Below are 17872 nucleotides of genomic sequence, written 5' to 3' on the forward strand. Positions count from 1 at the left end.
ATCTGTTTATTTCGGACACCAGACCAGGCTAAATTTTATACGAAATAGACTATATTTACCTTTTGCAAATCGGAAAAGGCATTAATACTTGTTGCATGACGGAGATTAATAAATTACAGACGAAAGCAGAGCAGCGATTAATTGCTGACTATTACGATAATTTGACCAATACATTTGCCCAGCGAATTACCGATGAGGGACGTGAGCGCATTCGAAGAGCTTTTGAATTTGCCAACAGTGCACATGCTGGCGTCAAACGCAAATCCGGCGAGCCTTACATTATTCATCCGCTGGCCGTTGCTCAAATCGTATCTGGTGAAATGGGTTTGGGGGCCACCTCAATTATCTCAGCCATTCTGCACGACGTTGTTGAAGATACCGATTACACCCTTGAGGACATTCAAAACCTGTTTGGCGAGAAAGTAAGTAAGGTTGTAGACGGGCTGACCAAACTATCCGATGAAATTACCGCTCAGCATGATTCGAAACAAGCCACCAATTTCCGGAAAATGCTGATGACCCTTTCCGATGATGTTAGGGTGATTCTGATCAAGCTGGCTGACAGACTCCATAACATGCGTACGCTCGACAGCATGCCGCTTCCCAAACAACTTAAAATTGCCGCTGAAACCCTTTACATATTTGCTCCCTTGGCGCACCGGCTGGGCCTCTATTCCATCAAAACAGAACTGGAAGACCTCAGCTTAAAGTACAAACAGCCCGAAACTTACAATCAGATTGTATTCAGGCTCCACAGCCAGCGCGAACGCAGAGAATACCTGGTGGATGAATTTATCAAGCCTGTTCAGGAGCAGCTCGAAAAAGAGGGCATCGACTTTACGGTTTCCGGACGCTTAAAATCCATCTATTCCATCTGGAATAAAATGCAAACCAAAGGCGTTTCGTTTGACGAAGTGTATGACTTGATGGCCATCCGGATTGTATTCAAGCCTAAGCCCAATGTTTCGGAAAAAAGGCAATGCTTCGACATTCTTTCGCTGATTACCGACATTTACAAACCCAAGCCCGACCGTATTCGCGACTGGATCACCATTCCAAAGGCCAATGGTTATGAAGCACTTCATGTTACCGTAATGGGCCCGGAAGGCAAGTGGGTTGAAGTCCAAATTCGAACCGAACGCATGGACGAAGTGGCCGAGCGTGGATTTGCCGCACACTACAACTACAAGTACAAAGGCGTTCATTCTCCGGAAACAGAGCTGGACAAATGGCTGGAAAAAATCCGGGAAATGCTCCAGAACCCCGAATCGGATGCCATGGAGTTTCTGGATCAATTTAAGATGAATTTATTTTCATCCGAAATCGTTGTTTTCACTCCGAAAGGTGACATGATCAACTTGCCCAAAAGTGCCACAGTCATCGATTTCGCCTATGAAATTCACACCGACCTGGGCAATCATTGTATTGGAGCCAAAGTCAATCACAAATTGGTACCTGTTAGTCATGTCCTGCAAAGTGGCGATCAGGTTGAATTACTTACCTCCAAAACCCAGACACCCGATCTTTCATGGCTGCAGTTTATGACCACGGCCAAAGCAAAAACCAAGGTGAAGCAAGCGTTCAAAATGGACAAGAAGATGCACTTGGAGAAAGGCCGTGAAATTATTGTAGAAAAGCTGAAAGAACACAAAATAAAACCTTCGTCCGACACCCTGAAAAAACTGGCATCCCACTACAACCTGTCCAACAAAGACCAGCTATACGCCAATGTAGGTATGGGATTCATTCAGATTGACGACCTGGAAAGCATCTTAAAAACTCGCCGTGAAAACAAACTTGCCAAGTATTGGAAACTTTCTTTCGGAAAAAACAAAAAAGAAGAAAGCGAATTGGAACTTGAGTTGCCCAAAACACAGATCAACAAGAAAAACACCTTTTTGCTGAAAGAAGATCCGGACGAAAGCACCTATACCCTGGCCAAATGCTGCCAACCCATTCCGGGCGACAATGTGCTGGGCTACATGAGCTCGAATAACCACGTCATTATTCATAAGCGGAATTGTCCTGAAGCAAACAAACTCATGTCGCAACAAGGCGACCGAATTATTACAGCAGAATGGACGAACTTCAAAAAACGCTCCTACCTGACCCGCATAAAGATAAACGGCTTCGACCGGGTAGGAATTGTCAGCGAGGTAACCAACATCATCTCCAAGCAGAACAACATCAATATGCGCACGGTAATGTTTGACACCCACGATGGTATTTTCGAAGGAGACCTGTTTATTTATATCCACAACCTGGATGACTTAAATAAATTAATTTCACGATTAATGAAAATCAAAGGAATAGACACCATTGAGCGAATTGAAAAAGTTGAGAATTAGTTTATATTTAGTCTAAACAATCCCCATTTTTTACTATTTTTGTGCTTTATTTAAAATTGGTTTAAATATGAATAACCATAAAACGAAAGATACTGTGAAAAACATGTTCACAGAATACCTGGAGAAGAATGGGCACCGAAAAACCCCTGAGCGCTTTGCCATTCTTGACGAGATTTATTCTCGTGAAGGGCACTTTGATATTGAATCGCTCTATATTTCGATGAAAAATAAAAATTACCGGGTCAGCAGGGCAACGCTATACAACACCATCGACTTATTACTGGAATGCAAACTCGTCGTTAAGCACCAGTTTGGCAAAAACATTGCTCAGTTTGAAAAAGCATTTGCCACCCTGCAACACGACCACCTGATTGACACCAACAACGGCATTGTCAAGGAATTTTACGATCCACGCATTCGTGAAATTATTGAAGAAGCCTGTTTGAAGTATAATTTCAAGCTTTCGCACCACACCCTGTACATTTACGGAGAAAGCATTGAACCTTAACTTCTATTAAACTCATTATAAATAAACGGCCTCTGATGAAACAGAGGCTTTTTTATGCCCGAATGAAAAAATAATTTGTAATTTTATTCGCCAAATAATACACAATTTGGCACCGCAGAACACTTTCAGGATGAAAGCATTAAACTCTGCGGTTTAATTATGCTTTAAAATTGTAACCCAAATAGAATGAAAGTAGATGTTATTTTAGGTCTCCAATGGGGAGATGAAGGAAAAGGAAAGATTGTAGACGTCTTAACCCCAAAATACGATGCCATTTCTCGGTTTCAAGGTGGACCAAACGCTGGGCACACACTAGAAATCAACGATTTCAAGCAAGTATTACACTCTATTCCGTCAGGAATCTTCCACGAAAATAAAGTCAACCTCATTGGAAACGGTGTTGTGCTGGATCCTTTGGTTTTTAAGAAAGAAATTGACTCGTTGAAAAAGCACGGTCTGGACTTGCACAAAAACCTGTACATCTCTAAAAAAGCCCACCTGATTTTACCAACTCACAAATTGCTTGACGCAGCTTCGGAAGCAGCCAAAGGGGATACAAAAATCGGATCAACCCTAAAAGGGATTGGACCAACCTACAAAGATAAAATTGGACGGGATGGCTTGCGTGTTGGTGATTTGGGCGAAAATTTTGAAGAAAAATACGCTCAGCGCACGAACGCTCACAAAGAAATGCTTGAGAAATTCTTCCAGTTCGACTACAAAGAGCTTCTTGAGCAGGTTGAGAAAGAGTGGTTCGAAGCCATTGAGATTTTAAAAGAATTTACCTTTGTTGACAGCGAGCACATGGTTAACGACCTGTTGCAGGAAGAAAAATCGGTCTTGGCTGAAGGTGCACAAGGAACTCTACTGGACATCGATTTTGGATCATACCCTTTTGTTACTTCGTCCAACACCATTTGTGCAGGAGCATGTACCGGACTGGGAATTGCGCCACAAAAAATTGGCAAAGTATTCGGAATCTTCAAAGCCTATTGCACACGCGTAGGTATGGGACCTTTCCCAACCGAGCTTCACTGTGAAACCGGCCAAAAACTGCGCGATGCAGGCAATGAGTACGGATCAACAACCGGACGCCCACGGCGTTGTGGCTGGCTTGACTTGGTTGCTCTGAAATATTCCATCATGATTAATGGTGTAACCGAACTTTTCATGATGAAAGGAGACGTTCTTGACGACTTTGACACCATTAAAGTTTGTGTGGGCTACGAAATTGACGGTGAAGTTGTTGATAAGTTCCCGTTTGAGTTGGACGATCAGGTAAAACCAATTTATGTCGAGCTTCCTGGCTGGAAAACAGATTTAACGAAACTCACTCACTCCAATGAGTTTCCGGAAGAATTGAATAACTACATCAGCTTCATTGAAGATGAAACCGGCGTTCCAATTACGATCACTTCGGTTGGGCCTAACCGGGCACAAACCATCCACACGGTTAAAGAATAACAAGCCAAATTCATAAAATACCTCAAAAGAGCCCTAAATAAGGGCTCTTTTTCGTTTAAATCATTTCATTTTCTTTTTAAAGTTCACTTAAAATACTATTTTTAGCATGCTTATTCCAGAAGGCTTTTTATTTTCTTCTATAAATACATTTTCATCTGTTTTTGGTGCTTAGGAGGATAATTATTTTACAGAAGATGGGACTTTTAAAAAGATACTACCCGGAATAGGTATTTGCGATTTACATAGAGAAAAGTAAAACCTTAACCGTTTTACAGCAGGGACGTTCAACGAGTTTTCTTAACAGAAAAGTCTCAAAATAGTAGTTTTTTGAAACCAAAAATGAATGAACGTTTATGAACATTGTGCACCCGACCTTAATCCTTGACAAAGAAGTATGTTTAAGGAATATTGCCCGAATGGCTGAAAAAGCTAAAGCTAAAAAGCTGCTTTTCAGACCACATTTTAAAACCCATCAATCAGCTGTTGTGGGGGAATGGTTTCGTGAGCATGGAGTAACCGCCATCACGGTGTCCTCTGTTCAAATGGCCACCTATTTTGCCCAGCATGGATGGAACGACATTACCATCGCCGTACCAGTCAATATACTGGAAATAAACCAAATCAATTCGCTGGCAAAAAAAATAAACCTCAACCTGATTGTTGAGAATAAAGACATCCTGACACAACTCGCTAAATTTATAAAATCCCCAATAGGACTGTTTATCGAAATCGACACGGGGCACAACCGAACTGGAATTATGGCCAGTAAAACCAATCAGATAGACAGTCTGCTGGAAATTATTAAGCAAACCTCAGCCATTCAATTCAAGGGATTTCTGACCCACGCAGGTCATACTTACAAAGCCAAAAGCAGGCATGAGATCTTCAATTTTCATTTTGATGCCCTGCTGAAAATGCGTTCACTCAGAAACCGATACAAAAAAGATTGGCCCAACCTGCTTGTTTCCATGGGCGACACGCCTTCGGAAAGCATTTGCGAAAACTTTGATGGGGTAGATGAAATTCGCCCCGGGAACTTTGTCTTCTACGACCTTATGCAACTCAAACTGGGAAGCTGTAATTTTGAAGACATTGCCATCCGGCTCGTATGCCCGGTAATTGCCAAACACGGCTCGCGCAACGAGATTACCATTTACGGCGGAGCCATCCATATTTCCAAGGATTCCATTATAAATACGGATGGGAAGAGCCTGTACGGACAGATCGTTATTCGTAAAGACGATGAAAAGATCTTGCTGGATGAGAAAAACTACCTTTGCGAAATGTCGCAGGAAACAGGTATTCTGAAGCTAACCTACAAGGATTTTAACCTGATCAATGTGGGCGATCTGGTTGAAATTATTCCGGTACACAGCTGTTTGACCGTTAACCTGATGGGAAATTATTACACAACAGATGGCGAACTAATTTCGTTAATCCCAAAATCAACCAACTAAGTCGTTTGCATTCTACCCAAGGCTTCCAGGTAAGCCGTTAGCGGGTACAGTCTTTCATCATACCACAACGAAGCAAAATAAAGCCCGATGGGCGACGCTTTTAAACCATGTTGCTGATAGCAGTCATCCAACCACTGCAATCCGGCAACACAGGCTGCGTTCGCGCGCCCGCCTGACAGTGCTGAAACTGCCAACGCAGTTTCCTCCATGGAGCCGGGAACCTCTTTGGCTCCTCCCCAACTTCCATCCTGATTTTGAACACTAACCAGAAACTGCTGACCAGCCAAAATCAACTGTTGCAATTGCTGCCTCGTAGTGACATCAATCCAACTACAAGCCGAGACATCCTTCAAATAAGTCAGCACCCGGGCCGTTCCATAAACAGGATTGGAATGATCATCTGTTTGTTGATTTCCAAACCACAAAGGCAGCCAGCTTCCATCTGCCCGCTGCTTCTTCTGCAAATATGCTAACGCTCGAAAAAAGGCACGCTGATACCCTTTCAGACTGGACCGATCCATCTCGTCCTGGAAAGCTTCCATACAGGCAGACAAAGCCAGCAAGCCATGCCCGGTCAAGTCGGCACAACTCTGATCAAATGGCAAGCGCCCCCAGCCTTTAGAGAAAGTGGGCAAGCCGCCATCTTTATTTTGAAGCTGCAAAAGCCAGTTGCAACCAGCCAGTACCTGCTTTTTCACTTCGCTTTTGGGCTGAAGCTGAAGAAGTGCTAAAATGGCTCCTGGGGTATCATCGCCGTCCGGTACTGAGCCACTGTGATTCGTCCAGCCCCATCCTCCCGGACCAGTCCCGTTAAACGGATGAATTTCCTTGTTCTGGACTTCTTTCAAATGAGTGACCAACTTCTCTTTTACATCCGGTGTTAAGACAGTATCCATCTTTGAGCGGAGTGCTTTCACCGACAGAGAAGTAACCCAGGTGGACAAATTTATATCGATTGGCCAGCTGCCATCTTCGCGCTGGGTACGCTTCAAAAAACCAATGCCCTTTTCAACCACTTCCAAATCCTTATAGCCCGCTTCAACCAAACTTAAGCAAACAAAAGCTGTCAAAGGCATGGCCTCTAAAAAGCCACCGCTCTCCGGCATCAAGCTTCGTAACAGCTCCAAAGCAGGCCGGATTGCTCTGCCTCTTACGGCTCGTGCCAAGGCATTGGTCCTTTTCTTTTTAAAAACTACGATTCCCACGGCAATCAACGCCGGAATAGCGTAACTAACCACACTAAGATTGAGCAATCGGTAAAAATTGCGGGGTAATAAAGCAAGTTCGAAAGGCAGTTGCGGAATCGGCCGGAAAGCCTCTTTCTCCGGAATGCCGCACAAACCGCACATGGTCAGAATGGGAACAGAAAACGTATAATCTTTTTGGTAATGACTAAGAATCGTTTCCGCAACTTGAGACGACTGCAAATCAATGCCCTGCTCAGCCAGGTATTTGGATAGTTTGGCCTGGAGCCCCGCAATCGCCTCATCTTCTCCGGCATATAAATTGGTGGCGGCATAAACCAGTAAACTCGTGCTCACATTGCCCCGACTTTGGGGCGTATCACCAAAACTTCCATCAGCATTTATATGCTTTTTCAACCAATTCAGGCCTCCTTTTATAGCTGACTGATGGGCTTCCTTATCGTGAACGTGAAGCGCCGCAACAGCCACCGCCACGCCCAACGCACTGGACGACAACTCGCCGGTCCAGAATCCCTCCGCATTCATCTCATCCAGCAAAATACCGGACAGCTCATCAAAACGTTTTTGCCAGTTTTCTTCAGTCATAATCAGGTTCAGTTTAGTTCGTTAGTTTTCTTTTAAACAGCCCAAAGCCAACAGCCCATAAAAAGTATATTCCACATCCCGATTTGCATCACCGTCTCCCGACAAGAAAGCCCCCTTATCGTAACACTGCTGGACAAAATCAAAGCAAGTCGGGGCAATCAGGCGCGTGTCAAAACCCGATTTTTGCAAAGCAAATAAGGCCACTCCCATCGACAGCAGATCGCCTGATTGCACCTGCTCAAACGCCCGAAAACCTATTCCGTCTTCAAAGTACGTGAGTAGTTGCTGTTGCATTTTTGCTGTTGGCAACCCCACCTCATAACGAGCTACTGTCAGCGCAGCAACCAAGCTGCATGGTGCCCCTTCCGGCACGTTATAAAATCGTAATAACAAGCGAAGAACAGCATACATCCAGCGCTTCCTACCATAGCCGGCATCCAAAAGCAAAAGCGACAGAAACAACTGGTAGGAAAAATTAATGGGATGATCATCACGCAGAAAAGCCCGAATGAGCGCCCAACCACTGATTCGTTTCTTCAAAAGGCTTTGCTGAATCAACATCAAAGCAAAACGATCAACAACACTTTCTTCATTCCTCGTGTTTTGAGCAAACGCCTTCAGACCTGTCAACACATCGTTTTGATTCATCGCTAAAGCCAACCAGTATCCGAATAATGAATAGTACAAATCCGGCCGGCCACCACGATCTGTAAAAGCTCCATCCACATGTTGCTGCTCAGCAATAAACACTTTAACTTCGAGCTGACTTTCAGCATCTAACAAATCCAGGCCGATTTGGACCCGCTCAATAAATTGTTGATAGATTGGTTGATGATTGAAGGAAGGTTTCATATTTCAGCCCGTCAGAAAATTTTCCCCATCACTCCATACAGACTCAGTTTTAGTTTCAGGTTTTGAAGTTGATCCAATTCGTGATAACACTTCTCCACATACAACTTCAAAAAAGCTTCTGCATACTCATCTATTCGCTCATCAACAATCAGCTGACGAATTTGCTGAAATTTCATTTTTCCCAAATCGGCTAAACATTCCGACTTCCCTTTTTCAATAAATCGTTCATTCAACAAAGCCAACAGAAACGGAAAATGATGCATTTGCTCCTGATGATGTCCATCCTGAAATTCATTTAAGTCATCCCGAATTTGATAGGCAATGCCAAACCAGTCTGAAAAAACCGTCAGCCGGCTAAGCTCACTGGCAGATGCACCACCATGAATGGCTCCAAGCAGCAAAGCTACTTTTACCGCTTCTCCGGTTTTCTGGGTAAAGATTTTTAAAATTTGGTCAACCGTGAGTTTTTCCCGGTTCTGATCCAGCATCAGGTCGGCTCCCTGCCCTGTTGCCAAATTAAGGTGAGAAGAAGCCACCACGCGCAACGACTCAGCTAAAACCGCTGGCTCGATTGGCAAATCAGCCAACAATTGATAGCCCTTCCCAATCAGGTAATCTCCCACATTAATGGCTTGAGGAATGCCATGCGTTTTATGCAACGTTTCCTGATCGTAACGAAAATCATCGTCATCTTCAATATCATCGTGAATCAGTGAGGCCTTATGAAAACATTCGATAATAAGTGCCAAAGCGGCTTGTATTTCTTCAGAAATTTCAGAGGCATATGATCGATAAGCCAATACGGTCAACAGGGGGCGAATGCGTTGTCCCCCCATTAACAACATGCGTTTTGCCAGCTTTTCAGTCGAATCATGCTTTTGAAAAAATTCCTGCAGGTTGAATTCCGTAAAATAATCCAACACCTGATCTTTCAGCAAAGAAACCGACAAGGGCTGCTTGCTTGAATTGGGTTTCAAGCTGTGCATTTCTTCAAACAACCAACCATAATCAACATTGGTATTTTCACAGCCATCATACAACAAAGGCAAGCCCATAACAGGAACTGCTGCCCGCGAAACGGGCTCGAATGAGCGTTGCAACACCGGCATACAACTCACACCAATAACAGCATCAATGGCTCCCTCTTCAACCAGACCAACAGCAACTGTTGTGCCTTCGGCAACCAAGGTGGTATACCCCAAAGCTTCGGCTTTATTCAGCACCGAATCAATCTGGCATCCTTTACACCCGGCACAAATCAGTCCCAGCGAATCCATTTCGGCCTGACAACTTGAAGTATTTTTCAGGCATTGCGGGAGCAACAGCAAGCGGCGATTAAAAGGAGTAGCAGCAACCACTTCACGCCAAATTTCATTTCCACAAAGCACAATCGCAAACTCAAGAAACACCTGGTCTGCACCCAAGCGCTGAATAAGCTCCCCGGCCAGTTTTTCCAGGCGGTCAAAATCAACCGGTGGTAAGATGTTTTTTTCTACAATCAGCCGGGCCGCTTCCTTTCGAAGGGCACTCCGCATTTTTACATCCGTTGGTACTATGAGTCGTCGTTGCGTCTTGATCATGCTTTTTATCCGTAAGCGCCCAAGCCAAAAAAGGCTCGTTTTTTAGCAAATTTATACACCCAGTTTTTCTCCGGAACAGGCTTCCCTGAGCCATGACTACATACTCGCTCCATGGCACGCAAGCGTTCCGCTTCATTGCCTCTTCCTGAAGTATCTTCGGCACCATGTTTCTCCACAAAGTCTACCAGCCACTGAGGGTCTTCCATAATGATGCAACCCGATGTCTGTCTTGGAATTTCATGCTTCAACTCCTTCAAAAAGGCAGATGAACGATAAATCTCCGCCAAGGGCTTATCGCCAATCCTGTCGGTGGCAAACTGAATAACCGGACATGGCTCGATGTATCCGGAGGCATTGATATGATGGCTCAGTCCCGAAGCTGCCGGACATAATCCACGTCCTTCGCCGTCCCAATAAGCATCAATAATGACCAGTTTGTATTTGGTGCGTGCGTCGACCATATGCTGCCGAAGTTGTTGTATTTCCTCTTGACTCAGGCTCAAATTGGCCGAAGCGTTTTCGCCCACCGGCCTGAAAATATAATACCACAGGTAAGTGACTCCCTGATTGATCAATGACTGAATAAAATCAGGCGAAAGCGCCAGGTCTAAATTTGACTTGCAAACACTCATGGCCACTCCGGTAACCAGGCCGGCATCTGTTGCATGGTCAATTGCCTGCCGGGTTCGCTGATAAACTGCTTTTCCGCCACGACGCACGTCCGCCACGTCCTCATCTCCTTCAAAACTGATCAAGGGCGAAACGTTGCCGCATTGCCTCAACTTTTCTGCCACCTCCGGCGACAATAAAGTGCCATTGGTAAACAGCTGAAAATAGCAGTCCGAATGTTTGTTGAAAACGTCAAAAAGTGGCTTGTACATTAAAGGCTCTCCTCCCAAAATTCCAAAGAAATAAGAGCCCTGAGCTTTAGTTTCGGTTATAATCTGATCGACTTGCTCAGCTGTCAGACGGCTATTTTTCTTTTTCCCAGTCACCCAACATCCCTGGCAATTCAGGTTGCAGTCATCGGTTACTGAAATAAAGTGAAAGGCTGGAAAGAACGTGCCTTTCTTTAGTCGCTTCTGAAAACGATTAAAGCTCAGTGTTCCTTTTATTCCAAGGTTGTACACAAATTTATAGAGACACTTTTTATCCGTCTTAAACAGTAGTTGTTTCAGCATGCTATTTTTCTTTTCCAATCCCTTTTTTAAACTCTTCCAAGGCTTTCCGTCGTTCTTCCTCAGCCAGCTGAACCACGTCCTGTTTAAATATTGATTTCCGCGTTTGGTTACGCTCATTCAGCAAAACAAACAATCCTTCTTTCGTTGCAGATGACCGCGGAGATTTTTCTCCCGGCTCGGCTCCGGCCAATGCCGTATTCTCAACCAGTCGCGGAAACATAATGGCCGAGGCTGGACAAGTTCTGCCACAAGCCGGACAATTATTTTTACATGCCAACGGATTAATCACCGTCAGGCTTTTTTTGTCATAGGCATAAACTCCAAACAGACAAAAACGGGCACATTGTCCACAAAGCGTGCAACGCGACTCGTCAATCACCGGAAACCAGGCAGGTACTGTCAGTTCATTCATTTGAATTTGATAGCGCGCTTTCCCGTCCTTCAACTGGTAATCCATTTTCAACTTATCCAGAAGTTGATCTACGGTAAATTCCCTGAAGTTGAGCACCTCAAAATTTTCCAGTTTAATCGAAGCCTGCTTAAACATGTTCTTCACCGCACGCGGATAGCAGGCCACCACAATTTTGCGCATGTACTTTTCAGCAATCCGCTCCAGAACATCTTTTTCGTTCACCGAAAACGCACATAAATCATTCAACTCATAAACATCCACATCCAGCTGATGAAAGCTCTCAGCCAGTTGGTCTGTCATTTCCTTCGAAATTACACCTGCTCCACATCGACAAAAAAGAATACATGTAGTTTGAATCATGCTTTCGGTACATTTAGTTAGCTAAATAAATTAAAATCCACTCAATTGGGAAATCATTCCCAAACTTATACAACAGCATTAACAAGTTTTTACAAAAAAAACTGACTATTCCTGCCAATTAGATTGCTTCCGGAATTGCAGGTATTTCAGAAAACCAAGAATTCCACAAACCTCTAACGGGAAATACACTGACAAAGCAAATTCGTCACAAGCAGCTCCAGGCAAACAGCTCTTATTTAGACTTAAAACAAATAGTAAGATTCATGATCTTCTTCATACTATAATACAAAACAATTTTGATAACTTACCATCAAAACCTATTCACAACCAAAAACAAACATAAAAACTGACATAACTTGCCATGCGAAATTAATCACCTAATTTATCTTTCGACTTATGAAAACCAAAGCTATCGCATCTCGCATTCTTCTCGTGCTGCTACTTAGCCAAACAACCATCTATGCGCAAAAATCACCTGATAAGTTTGGCAAAATTGACCCTACTGATCTTGAAACAACCGTTTGTCCAATTGACTCCAACGCACATGCCTTTTTCATATTTGACTGTGGAGTAACAAATTTTGAATACAATACAGCCGTTGAAGGCAAAGGATTCCAGTTACACTTCGAGCGGCATTTGAGAATTAAGATTATTGATAACCAAGGTTTCTCTTGGAGTAATATTCAAATTCCGCTGTACCAAAGTGGTTCAAACAAAGAAGAAGTATCATCTATCAAAGCGTTCACCTATAACCTCAACGACGGAAAAGTAGAAAAAACGAAACTCGACCAGAATGACATTCTTACCGAAGAAACCGGGGAAAATTGGCAAACGATGAAATTTGCCATGCCTAATGTTAAGGAAGGATCAGTCATCGAGGTTAAATACACTATTATATCGGATTTTCTATTCAACCTTCAGGAATGGCAGTTTCAAAAAAACATACCTGTTTTATACAGCGAATACCGGGTAAGCATTCCGGAATATTTTCAATACAATCAGACGCAATTCGGCTATACTCCCATTCAATTAGAAACCAACAGCAAACGGAACAAAATTACATTCACTAGCACTGAACGAACCAATACTTATGTTGCTAAAACAGTGCGACATACCAGTGAAGTTGAGTACGACGAACAAATTTATCATTATCATGCCAGCAATGTTCTCCCAATTCCTGATGAACAATTTTTAAGAACAAAAGAAAACTACCTGACAAAAATTGATTTTGAACTACAGTACACCAAGTTTCCGAATCAAGCCATGGACTATTACACAACCAGCTGGGAAGAGGTTGACAAAACTTTGCTTACCAGTGAACGATTCGGAAAAGCGTTAACCAAAACGAACCACCTGAAAGATGATATTGCCTACCTAACAAGTCTGGGGCTTCAGAATGAAGATTTGTTGAATGCAGCACTGCATCAAATTCAGAAAACAATTCACTGGAACGGCTATAGAGACAAGTACCTTAATTCCACTCTCAATAGTGCTTATAAAGATGGAGAAGGCAATAGCGCCGATGTAAACTTAAATCTGGTAGCCTTGTTACGTGAGCTTGGATTAAAAAGCAATCCAGTTGTTTTGAGCACTCAGGATAATGGCATCATCCATCCTGCCCATCCATCACTTAGCCGATTCAATTACGTTATTGCCTCTGTTCAATTAAATGAAAACACCTACTTACTGGATGCTACTGATCCCAACTCCAGGTTAAACCTAATTCCCATTAGGTGTTTGAATGATAAAGGCCGTGTCATTGGAGAACATCCGGAAAAATGGATTAGTCTGATGGATTATAAACCTTACACACTAACCGCAAACTACCTCGTTTCTATCGACAGCGCCTTGTCCATCTCAGGATCAGTAAATAAAAAGTTATCCGAATACGGCGCTTTTGATTACAAATCGAAATTGAATGAGGCAAATGACGTTTCGAATTTTCTGACAGAACTGGAAGAAACAACTACTGGATTTGAAATTGAAAATATGAGTATCAAGGGACATGAAGACGCCAATGAGCATCTGAACTTCAGATATAAGATGTCTCATAATAATGTTTTAAGCGGAAGTGGATCAATGATTTATTTTTCCCCGGTTCTGGACCCTTTCTTCAAAGAAAATCCGTTCAAACTGGAAAAGAGGGAATTCCCGGTAGAATTTGATTATCCTTATATTTTCCAGAACACTTATACTTATCTTATTCCTGCCAACCTGGAAGTTACAGAACTCCCGCAGTCGATAGTCTTCAAACTTCCGGACAACAATGGTAGCTTTTATTTTCAAGTCCAGTCAACGGGAAAAACATTGAGCGTGATTTCTAAAATTCAACTCAATAAAAGTGTTTTCTTGCCCAATGAATATGACGTATTAAAATCATTCTTTCAATATGTTGTTGACAAACAGAATGAATTGGTTATTCTAAAAACAATTTAAAGTCCGCTTCATTCCACCCCCTACTTTTTTTAAAGTATAATACAACATCCAATGAAAAAACAGACGCTAATAATGTTTTTTTTGCTACTCACTTCTTTTTATTCAAAAGGCCAAAAACAGTGGAACGTATCATTAATAGCAGACTCATTAAAGAAAGAAGCGAATGCGGTGATTCGCTTCTTTTCAACAGACTATGAGCGCACCGCGCTTGAGCGTTATACAAAAACGGTGCACTACGCAGTAACCGTATTAAACGAGAATGGTAAATCAGCCGCAGACCTACAAGTCTATTACGACCGAAACTCAGAGGTCAATTCAATTGAGCTAAGTATTTTTGATAAAGATGGTCAATGCGTAAAGACCATCAAGAGAAAGGAAGTTAACGACTATGCATACCCGGGAAGCCATACCTTGTTTAGTGACAGCCGAATCAAACACTACTCGCCATCTTACAACTACTATCCCTACACGGTAGAGTATTCTTACACAACAAATCACAGGAGCGTAGTAGCTTATCCAAACTGGCACCCATCAAACTGGTTTGACATTGCTGTTGAGAAAGCTCAATTGAGCTTCCAGACACCCAACGAATTTGAATTGAATTACAGGGAATTAAATGGCAACTTTACTTTTGCCTCCGAAAAGACAGAAACAACAACCAGCTACCGGTGGGAACTAACAAACCTCAAAGCATCAAAATATGCTCCATATGCTCCGTCTTACCTCGACTTATTACCAACCATCATGCTTGCTCCTACTCAAATTGCTTACGAAGGTTACACCGGTAATATTAGCAACTGGGAAAATCTGGGAAAATGGGTTCACACCCTCATGCAAAACAGAGACGAACTGTCTCCTGAAACACTTGTAAAGATCAACCAGCTTACCGATACAATTCCCTCTAAAAGAGAAAAAATAAAAGCACTTTATACATACATGCAAAACCGAACCAGGTATGTCAATATTGCTTTAGGAATTGGTGGTTTTCAACCAATTCCTGCCACTGAAGTAGACAGTAAAGGTTATGGTGATTGCAAAGCATTAAGCAATTACATGAGAGCACTTTTAAAAGGAGTTGGCATTGACTCTTACTACACAGTGATAGGAAACGGTCGACACCAAAAAATAAAACATCCGGATTTCACAAGCCTAAATCAGACCAATCATATCATCCTCTGCGTCCCAACAGAAAAAGATACGATCTGGCTCGAATGCACCAATCAAAAATTTCCTTTTAACTACATCGGATCAAGCAACGCAGACAGGTATGGGCTACTCATCACTGAAACAGGCGGCATTTTGACCAAGACACCAACTTACGATCTGAACAGTAACTACAGAAGCTCAGTCATAAACATGCGACTTCAGGAAACCCGAGAAGCTGATTTTGAAGCACATTCAACCTTTAATATTTTCCTATACGAATCGGCCTTCCCTTTGCTAAACATGTCGAAAGAAGAACAGAAAAGGGCGCTACTTAAATCTTTATCTGTCAATGGACTGAAAATAGGCGATTTCAGTATAACCAACACTACCAAAGAAAAACCCACAGCGCAACTCTACACCAAAGGTGCATTAAGCAGCTTTGCCATCAGAACAGGGAATCGCATTTTTATTGAGCCAACTTTTCTTTATGAGAATACCTTTGTCTCAGGTATTAAAAGCGACCGCAGCTACCCTATTGAAGAACCTATCGGCTACACCTTTCATGACACCCTAAACATAACAGTTCCGACAAATTACGACGTTGAATTTTTGCCAGAAAATCTGGAGCTAAAATCAATATACGGAATCTACAAACTCGTTTACGCAACCCCCGAGGACGATAAAATAAGCATTACTCGAACAGTTCAAATCAAGGCTGGAACCTATGGAAAATCATTGTTCGATGAAATCAATCATTTTTTAAAAAATTCCTCAACCAAGGAAAAAGAGAAAATTATTTTGAAGAAAAATCAGAGCTAAAAATTAAGTGCTGCTTTCTTGGTATGTTTAGCCACTACTTCAGCTCAAAGAAAAAGGAAATACTATATTTGCAGTTTAGGCAGTATTGAACTCAATACTCCTGCTGCTAATTCCAAAAATCAGAATCGATTCAACCAATGAAAAAGATTGGAACTATTATCCGGACAATACTCTACCGTTCGCTCTCGTTTGAAAATTACCTTTACGTATTAAGCAAAGCGTATTTCTTTACGTTCAACACTGGTTTGCTAAAACTTAGCAAATCGTTTGAATACCCCTATTTTCTTAAACAGCTCATTCGTCCGGGAGAGCTTGTGATTGACATTGGTGCCAACCTGGGGTACCTCACCGTTTGGTTTTCGAAATTGGTGGGCAAACAAGGTCAGGTGCACTCCGTAGAGCCTGTGGCGCCAGTAAGGCAAGTACTTCAAAAAAATACCAAACGCCTTAAAAATGTCCGGATATATCCTTTTGCACTAGGCAACGAAAACAAACAAATTCAGCTGGGAAACAACACCCGAATCAAAAAAGGATATGTGGGTTCGGGCTCCCACTTTGTCATTGACAAACCCAGCCAGGCCGCTGACGAAACCGACATTGTTTCAGAAGCTGAAATGAGACGCGGCAGTGAGTTATTCGCTGAATTGAATCGCATCGACTTTATCAAGTGCGACATTGAAGGATTTGAAACGGTGGTCCTGCCCGAGATGGAGCCTCTGATTAATCGTTTTCAACCAACATTACTGGTTGAAAGTGCTGGCGAAAAACGCCGGGAGATGCTTGATTTTTTCAATGCCCGAAACTATAAAGCCTTTATCCTACTGAACGGAAAGTTAAGACCGGCTACTGAGCATGAATCGCGTGATATCTTTTTCTTTCATGCCGACAAGCTCGACAAACTGGCAAGCCAATACATTCAACTGTAAACGAGCACCCTGGCTTATTGTGCCAGGAATTTACGGATGGAATCCCTTCGATTCAACAAAATATTTTCAACCAAAAGACGGGCAAAACGTTTAAAGAGAATAATTTAAAATTGAAACTATGTATACAGGATTCTTACATCTGCATAACACCTTACGGTGGTTAATTTTATTGATTGCCTTAGTCTCCCTGCTCAAATATTTCATGGGCTGGTTTAGTCAAAAAAAATGGGGAAAATCGGATAACATTCTGGGAATCATTTTCACGGCCGCCATGGACCTTCAACTGCTAACCGGGCTGGTGCTGTACTTTTTCTTAAGCCCCATTACCAGTGCGGCTTTCCAAAACTTTGGTGCTGCCATGAAAAACGCAGATTTACGCTTTTACGCCGTCGAACATTTCTTAATGATGCTTATTGCTGTTGTCTTGGTTCATATCGGCCGCAGCAAGTCGAAAAAAGCCTCCCATTCGCGAAAAAAGTTTGGATTTTCACTGGTCTTCTTCGGAATTGCCTATATCATTATGCTGGCAGCCATTCCATGGAGCAGAGTTATTGCTTAATTGTTGGTCTCAGAAGATTGGCAAAAAAACATAA

At 42.6% G+C, this 17872-nt stretch carries 13 protein-coding genes; 8 read left to right on the forward strand and 5 right to left on the reverse strand.

The window, feature by feature from the left end:
- The first annotated feature begins 95 nt into the window (after positions 1-95).
- From ACRD6K_RS11610 to ACRD6K_RS11625, 4 genes are all read left to right on the forward strand, one after another.
- Positions 96-2348: a RelA/SpoT family protein gene (locus tag ACRD6K_RS11610; RefSeq protein WP_430973384.1), complete on the forward strand. Its 2253-nt coding sequence runs from the start codon at positions 96-98 to the stop codon at positions 2346-2348.
- 67 nt (positions 2349-2415) lie between these two features.
- Positions 2416-2856 carry a Fur family transcriptional regulator gene (locus tag ACRD6K_RS11615; RefSeq protein ID WP_299579284.1) on the forward strand — a complete coding sequence of 147 codons (441 nt, stop codon included), beginning with the start codon at positions 2416-2418 and terminating at the stop codon, positions 2854-2856.
- A 186-nt stretch (positions 2857-3042) separates the two neighbouring features.
- Positions 3043-4320: an adenylosuccinate synthase gene (locus ACRD6K_RS11620; RefSeq protein ID WP_430973385.1), complete on the forward strand. Its 1278-nt coding sequence runs from the start codon at positions 3043-3045 to the stop codon at positions 4318-4320.
- A 353-nt stretch (positions 4321-4673) separates the two neighbouring features.
- Positions 4674-5777, forward strand: a complete 1104-nt coding sequence (locus ACRD6K_RS11625; RefSeq protein ID WP_430973386.1) for an alanine racemase — start codon at positions 4674-4676, stop codon at positions 5775-5777.
- On the opposite strand, the gene ACRD6K_RS11630 is transcribed toward ACRD6K_RS11625, so the two are convergent.
- The 5 genes from ACRD6K_RS11630 to ACRD6K_RS11650 are packed head-to-tail and all read right to left on the reverse strand — an operon-like array spanning position 5774 to position 11892.
- The gene (locus ACRD6K_RS11630) at positions 5774-7567 is read right to left on the reverse strand and encodes a prenyltransferase/squalene oxidase repeat-containing protein (protein ID WP_430973387.1); all 1794 of its coding nucleotides are present in this window, start codon (positions 7565-7567) and stop codon (positions 5774-5776) included. The two genes, ACRD6K_RS11625 and ACRD6K_RS11630, sit on opposite strands and share 4 nt — an antisense overlap.
- A 21-nt stretch (positions 7568-7588) precedes the next feature.
- A complete protein-coding gene (locus ACRD6K_RS11635) occupies positions 7589-8419 on the reverse strand; it encodes a hypothetical protein (RefSeq protein ID WP_430973388.1) in 831 nt (276 codons plus the stop codon).
- 11 nt (positions 8420-8430) lie between these two features.
- A complete protein-coding gene (locus tag ACRD6K_RS11640; protein ID WP_430973389.1) occupies positions 8431-9999 on the reverse strand; it encodes a polyprenyl synthetase family protein in 1569 nt (522 codons plus the stop codon).
- Positions 10000-10004: 5 nt separating this feature from the next.
- Positions 10005-11180: a radical SAM protein gene (locus ACRD6K_RS11645; RefSeq protein ID WP_430973390.1), complete on the reverse strand. Its 1176-nt coding sequence runs from the start codon at positions 11178-11180 to the stop codon at positions 10005-10007.
- Position 11181: 1 nt separating this feature from the next.
- Positions 11182-11892, reverse strand: coding sequence for an ATP-binding protein (locus ACRD6K_RS11650; protein ID WP_430973391.1), 711 nt, complete (start codon positions 11890-11892; stop codon positions 11182-11184).
- 456 nt (positions 11893-12348) lie between these two features.
- Here ACRD6K_RS11650 and ACRD6K_RS11655 point away from each other — a divergent pair, with 456 nt between their 5' ends.
- The 4 genes from ACRD6K_RS11655 (at position 12349) to ACRD6K_RS11670 (ending at position 17838) form a co-directional block, all read left to right on the forward strand.
- Entirely contained in the window at positions 12349-14388 is a 2040-nt protein-coding gene (locus tag ACRD6K_RS11655; RefSeq protein ID WP_430973392.1) for a DUF3857 domain-containing protein, read from the forward strand.
- 51 nt (positions 14389-14439) lie between these two features.
- Positions 14440-16353, forward strand: a complete 1914-nt coding sequence (locus ACRD6K_RS11660) for a DUF3857 domain-containing protein (RefSeq protein WP_430973393.1) — start codon at positions 14440-14442, stop codon at positions 16351-16353.
- A gap of 137 nt (positions 16354-16490) precedes the next feature.
- The gene (locus ACRD6K_RS11665; protein ID WP_430973394.1) at positions 16491-17279 is read left to right on the forward strand and encodes an FkbM family methyltransferase; all 789 of its coding nucleotides are present in this window, start codon (positions 16491-16493) and stop codon (positions 17277-17279) included.
- 118 nt (positions 17280-17397) lie between these two features.
- Entirely contained in the window at positions 17398-17838 is a 441-nt protein-coding gene (locus tag ACRD6K_RS11670; RefSeq protein ID WP_430973395.1) for a hypothetical protein, read from the forward strand.
- The last annotated feature ends 34 nt before the right edge of the window (positions 17839-17872 follow it).

Source organism: Sunxiuqinia rutila (genome assembly GCF_050589705.1).
GTDB classification, from domain to species: Bacteria; Bacteroidota; Bacteroidia; order Bacteroidales; family Prolixibacteraceae; genus Sunxiuqinia; species Sunxiuqinia rutila.

Coding starts and splice junctions, on each gene's coding strand:
- ACRD6K_RS11610 (WP_430973384.1), top strand. CDS start 96: ATGACGGAGATTAATAAATTACAGACGAAAGCAGAGCAGCGATTAATT.
- ACRD6K_RS11655 (WP_430973392.1), top strand. CDS start 12,349: ATGAAAACCAAAGCTATCGCATCTCGCATTCTTCTCGTGCTGCTACTT.
- ACRD6K_RS11645 (WP_430973390.1), bottom strand. CDS start 11,180: ATGCTGAAACAACTACTGTTTAAGACGGATAAAAAGTGTCTCTATAAA.
- ACRD6K_RS11670 (WP_430973395.1), top strand. CDS start 17,398: ATGTATACAGGATTCTTACATCTGCATAACACCTTACGGTGGTTAATT.
- ACRD6K_RS11630 (WP_430973387.1), bottom strand. CDS start 7,567: ATGACTGAAGAAAACTGGCAAAAACGTTTTGATGAGCTGTCCGGTATT.
- ACRD6K_RS11635 (WP_430973388.1), bottom strand. CDS start 8,419: ATGAAACCTTCCTTCAATCATCAACCAATCTATCAACAATTTATTGAG.
- ACRD6K_RS11665 (WP_430973394.1), top strand. CDS start 16,491: ATGAAAAAGATTGGAACTATTATCCGGACAATACTCTACCGTTCGCTC.
- ACRD6K_RS11615 (WP_299579284.1), top strand. CDS start 2,416: ATGAATAACCATAAAACGAAAGATACTGTGAAAAACATGTTCACAGAA.
- ACRD6K_RS11650 (WP_430973391.1), bottom strand. CDS start 11,892: ATGACAGACCAACTGGCTGAGAGCTTTCATCAGCTGGATGTGGATGTT.
- ACRD6K_RS11660 (WP_430973393.1), top strand. CDS start 14,440: ATGAAAAAACAGACGCTAATAATGTTTTTTTTGCTACTCACTTCTTTT.
- ACRD6K_RS11640 (WP_430973389.1), bottom strand. CDS start 9,999: ATGATCAAGACGCAACGACGACTCATAGTACCAACGGATGTAAAAATG.
- ACRD6K_RS11620 (WP_430973385.1), top strand. CDS start 3,043: ATGAAAGTAGATGTTATTTTAGGTCTCCAATGGGGAGATGAAGGAAAA.
- ACRD6K_RS11625 (WP_430973386.1), top strand. CDS start 4,674: ATGAACATTGTGCACCCGACCTTAATCCTTGACAAAGAAGTATGTTTA.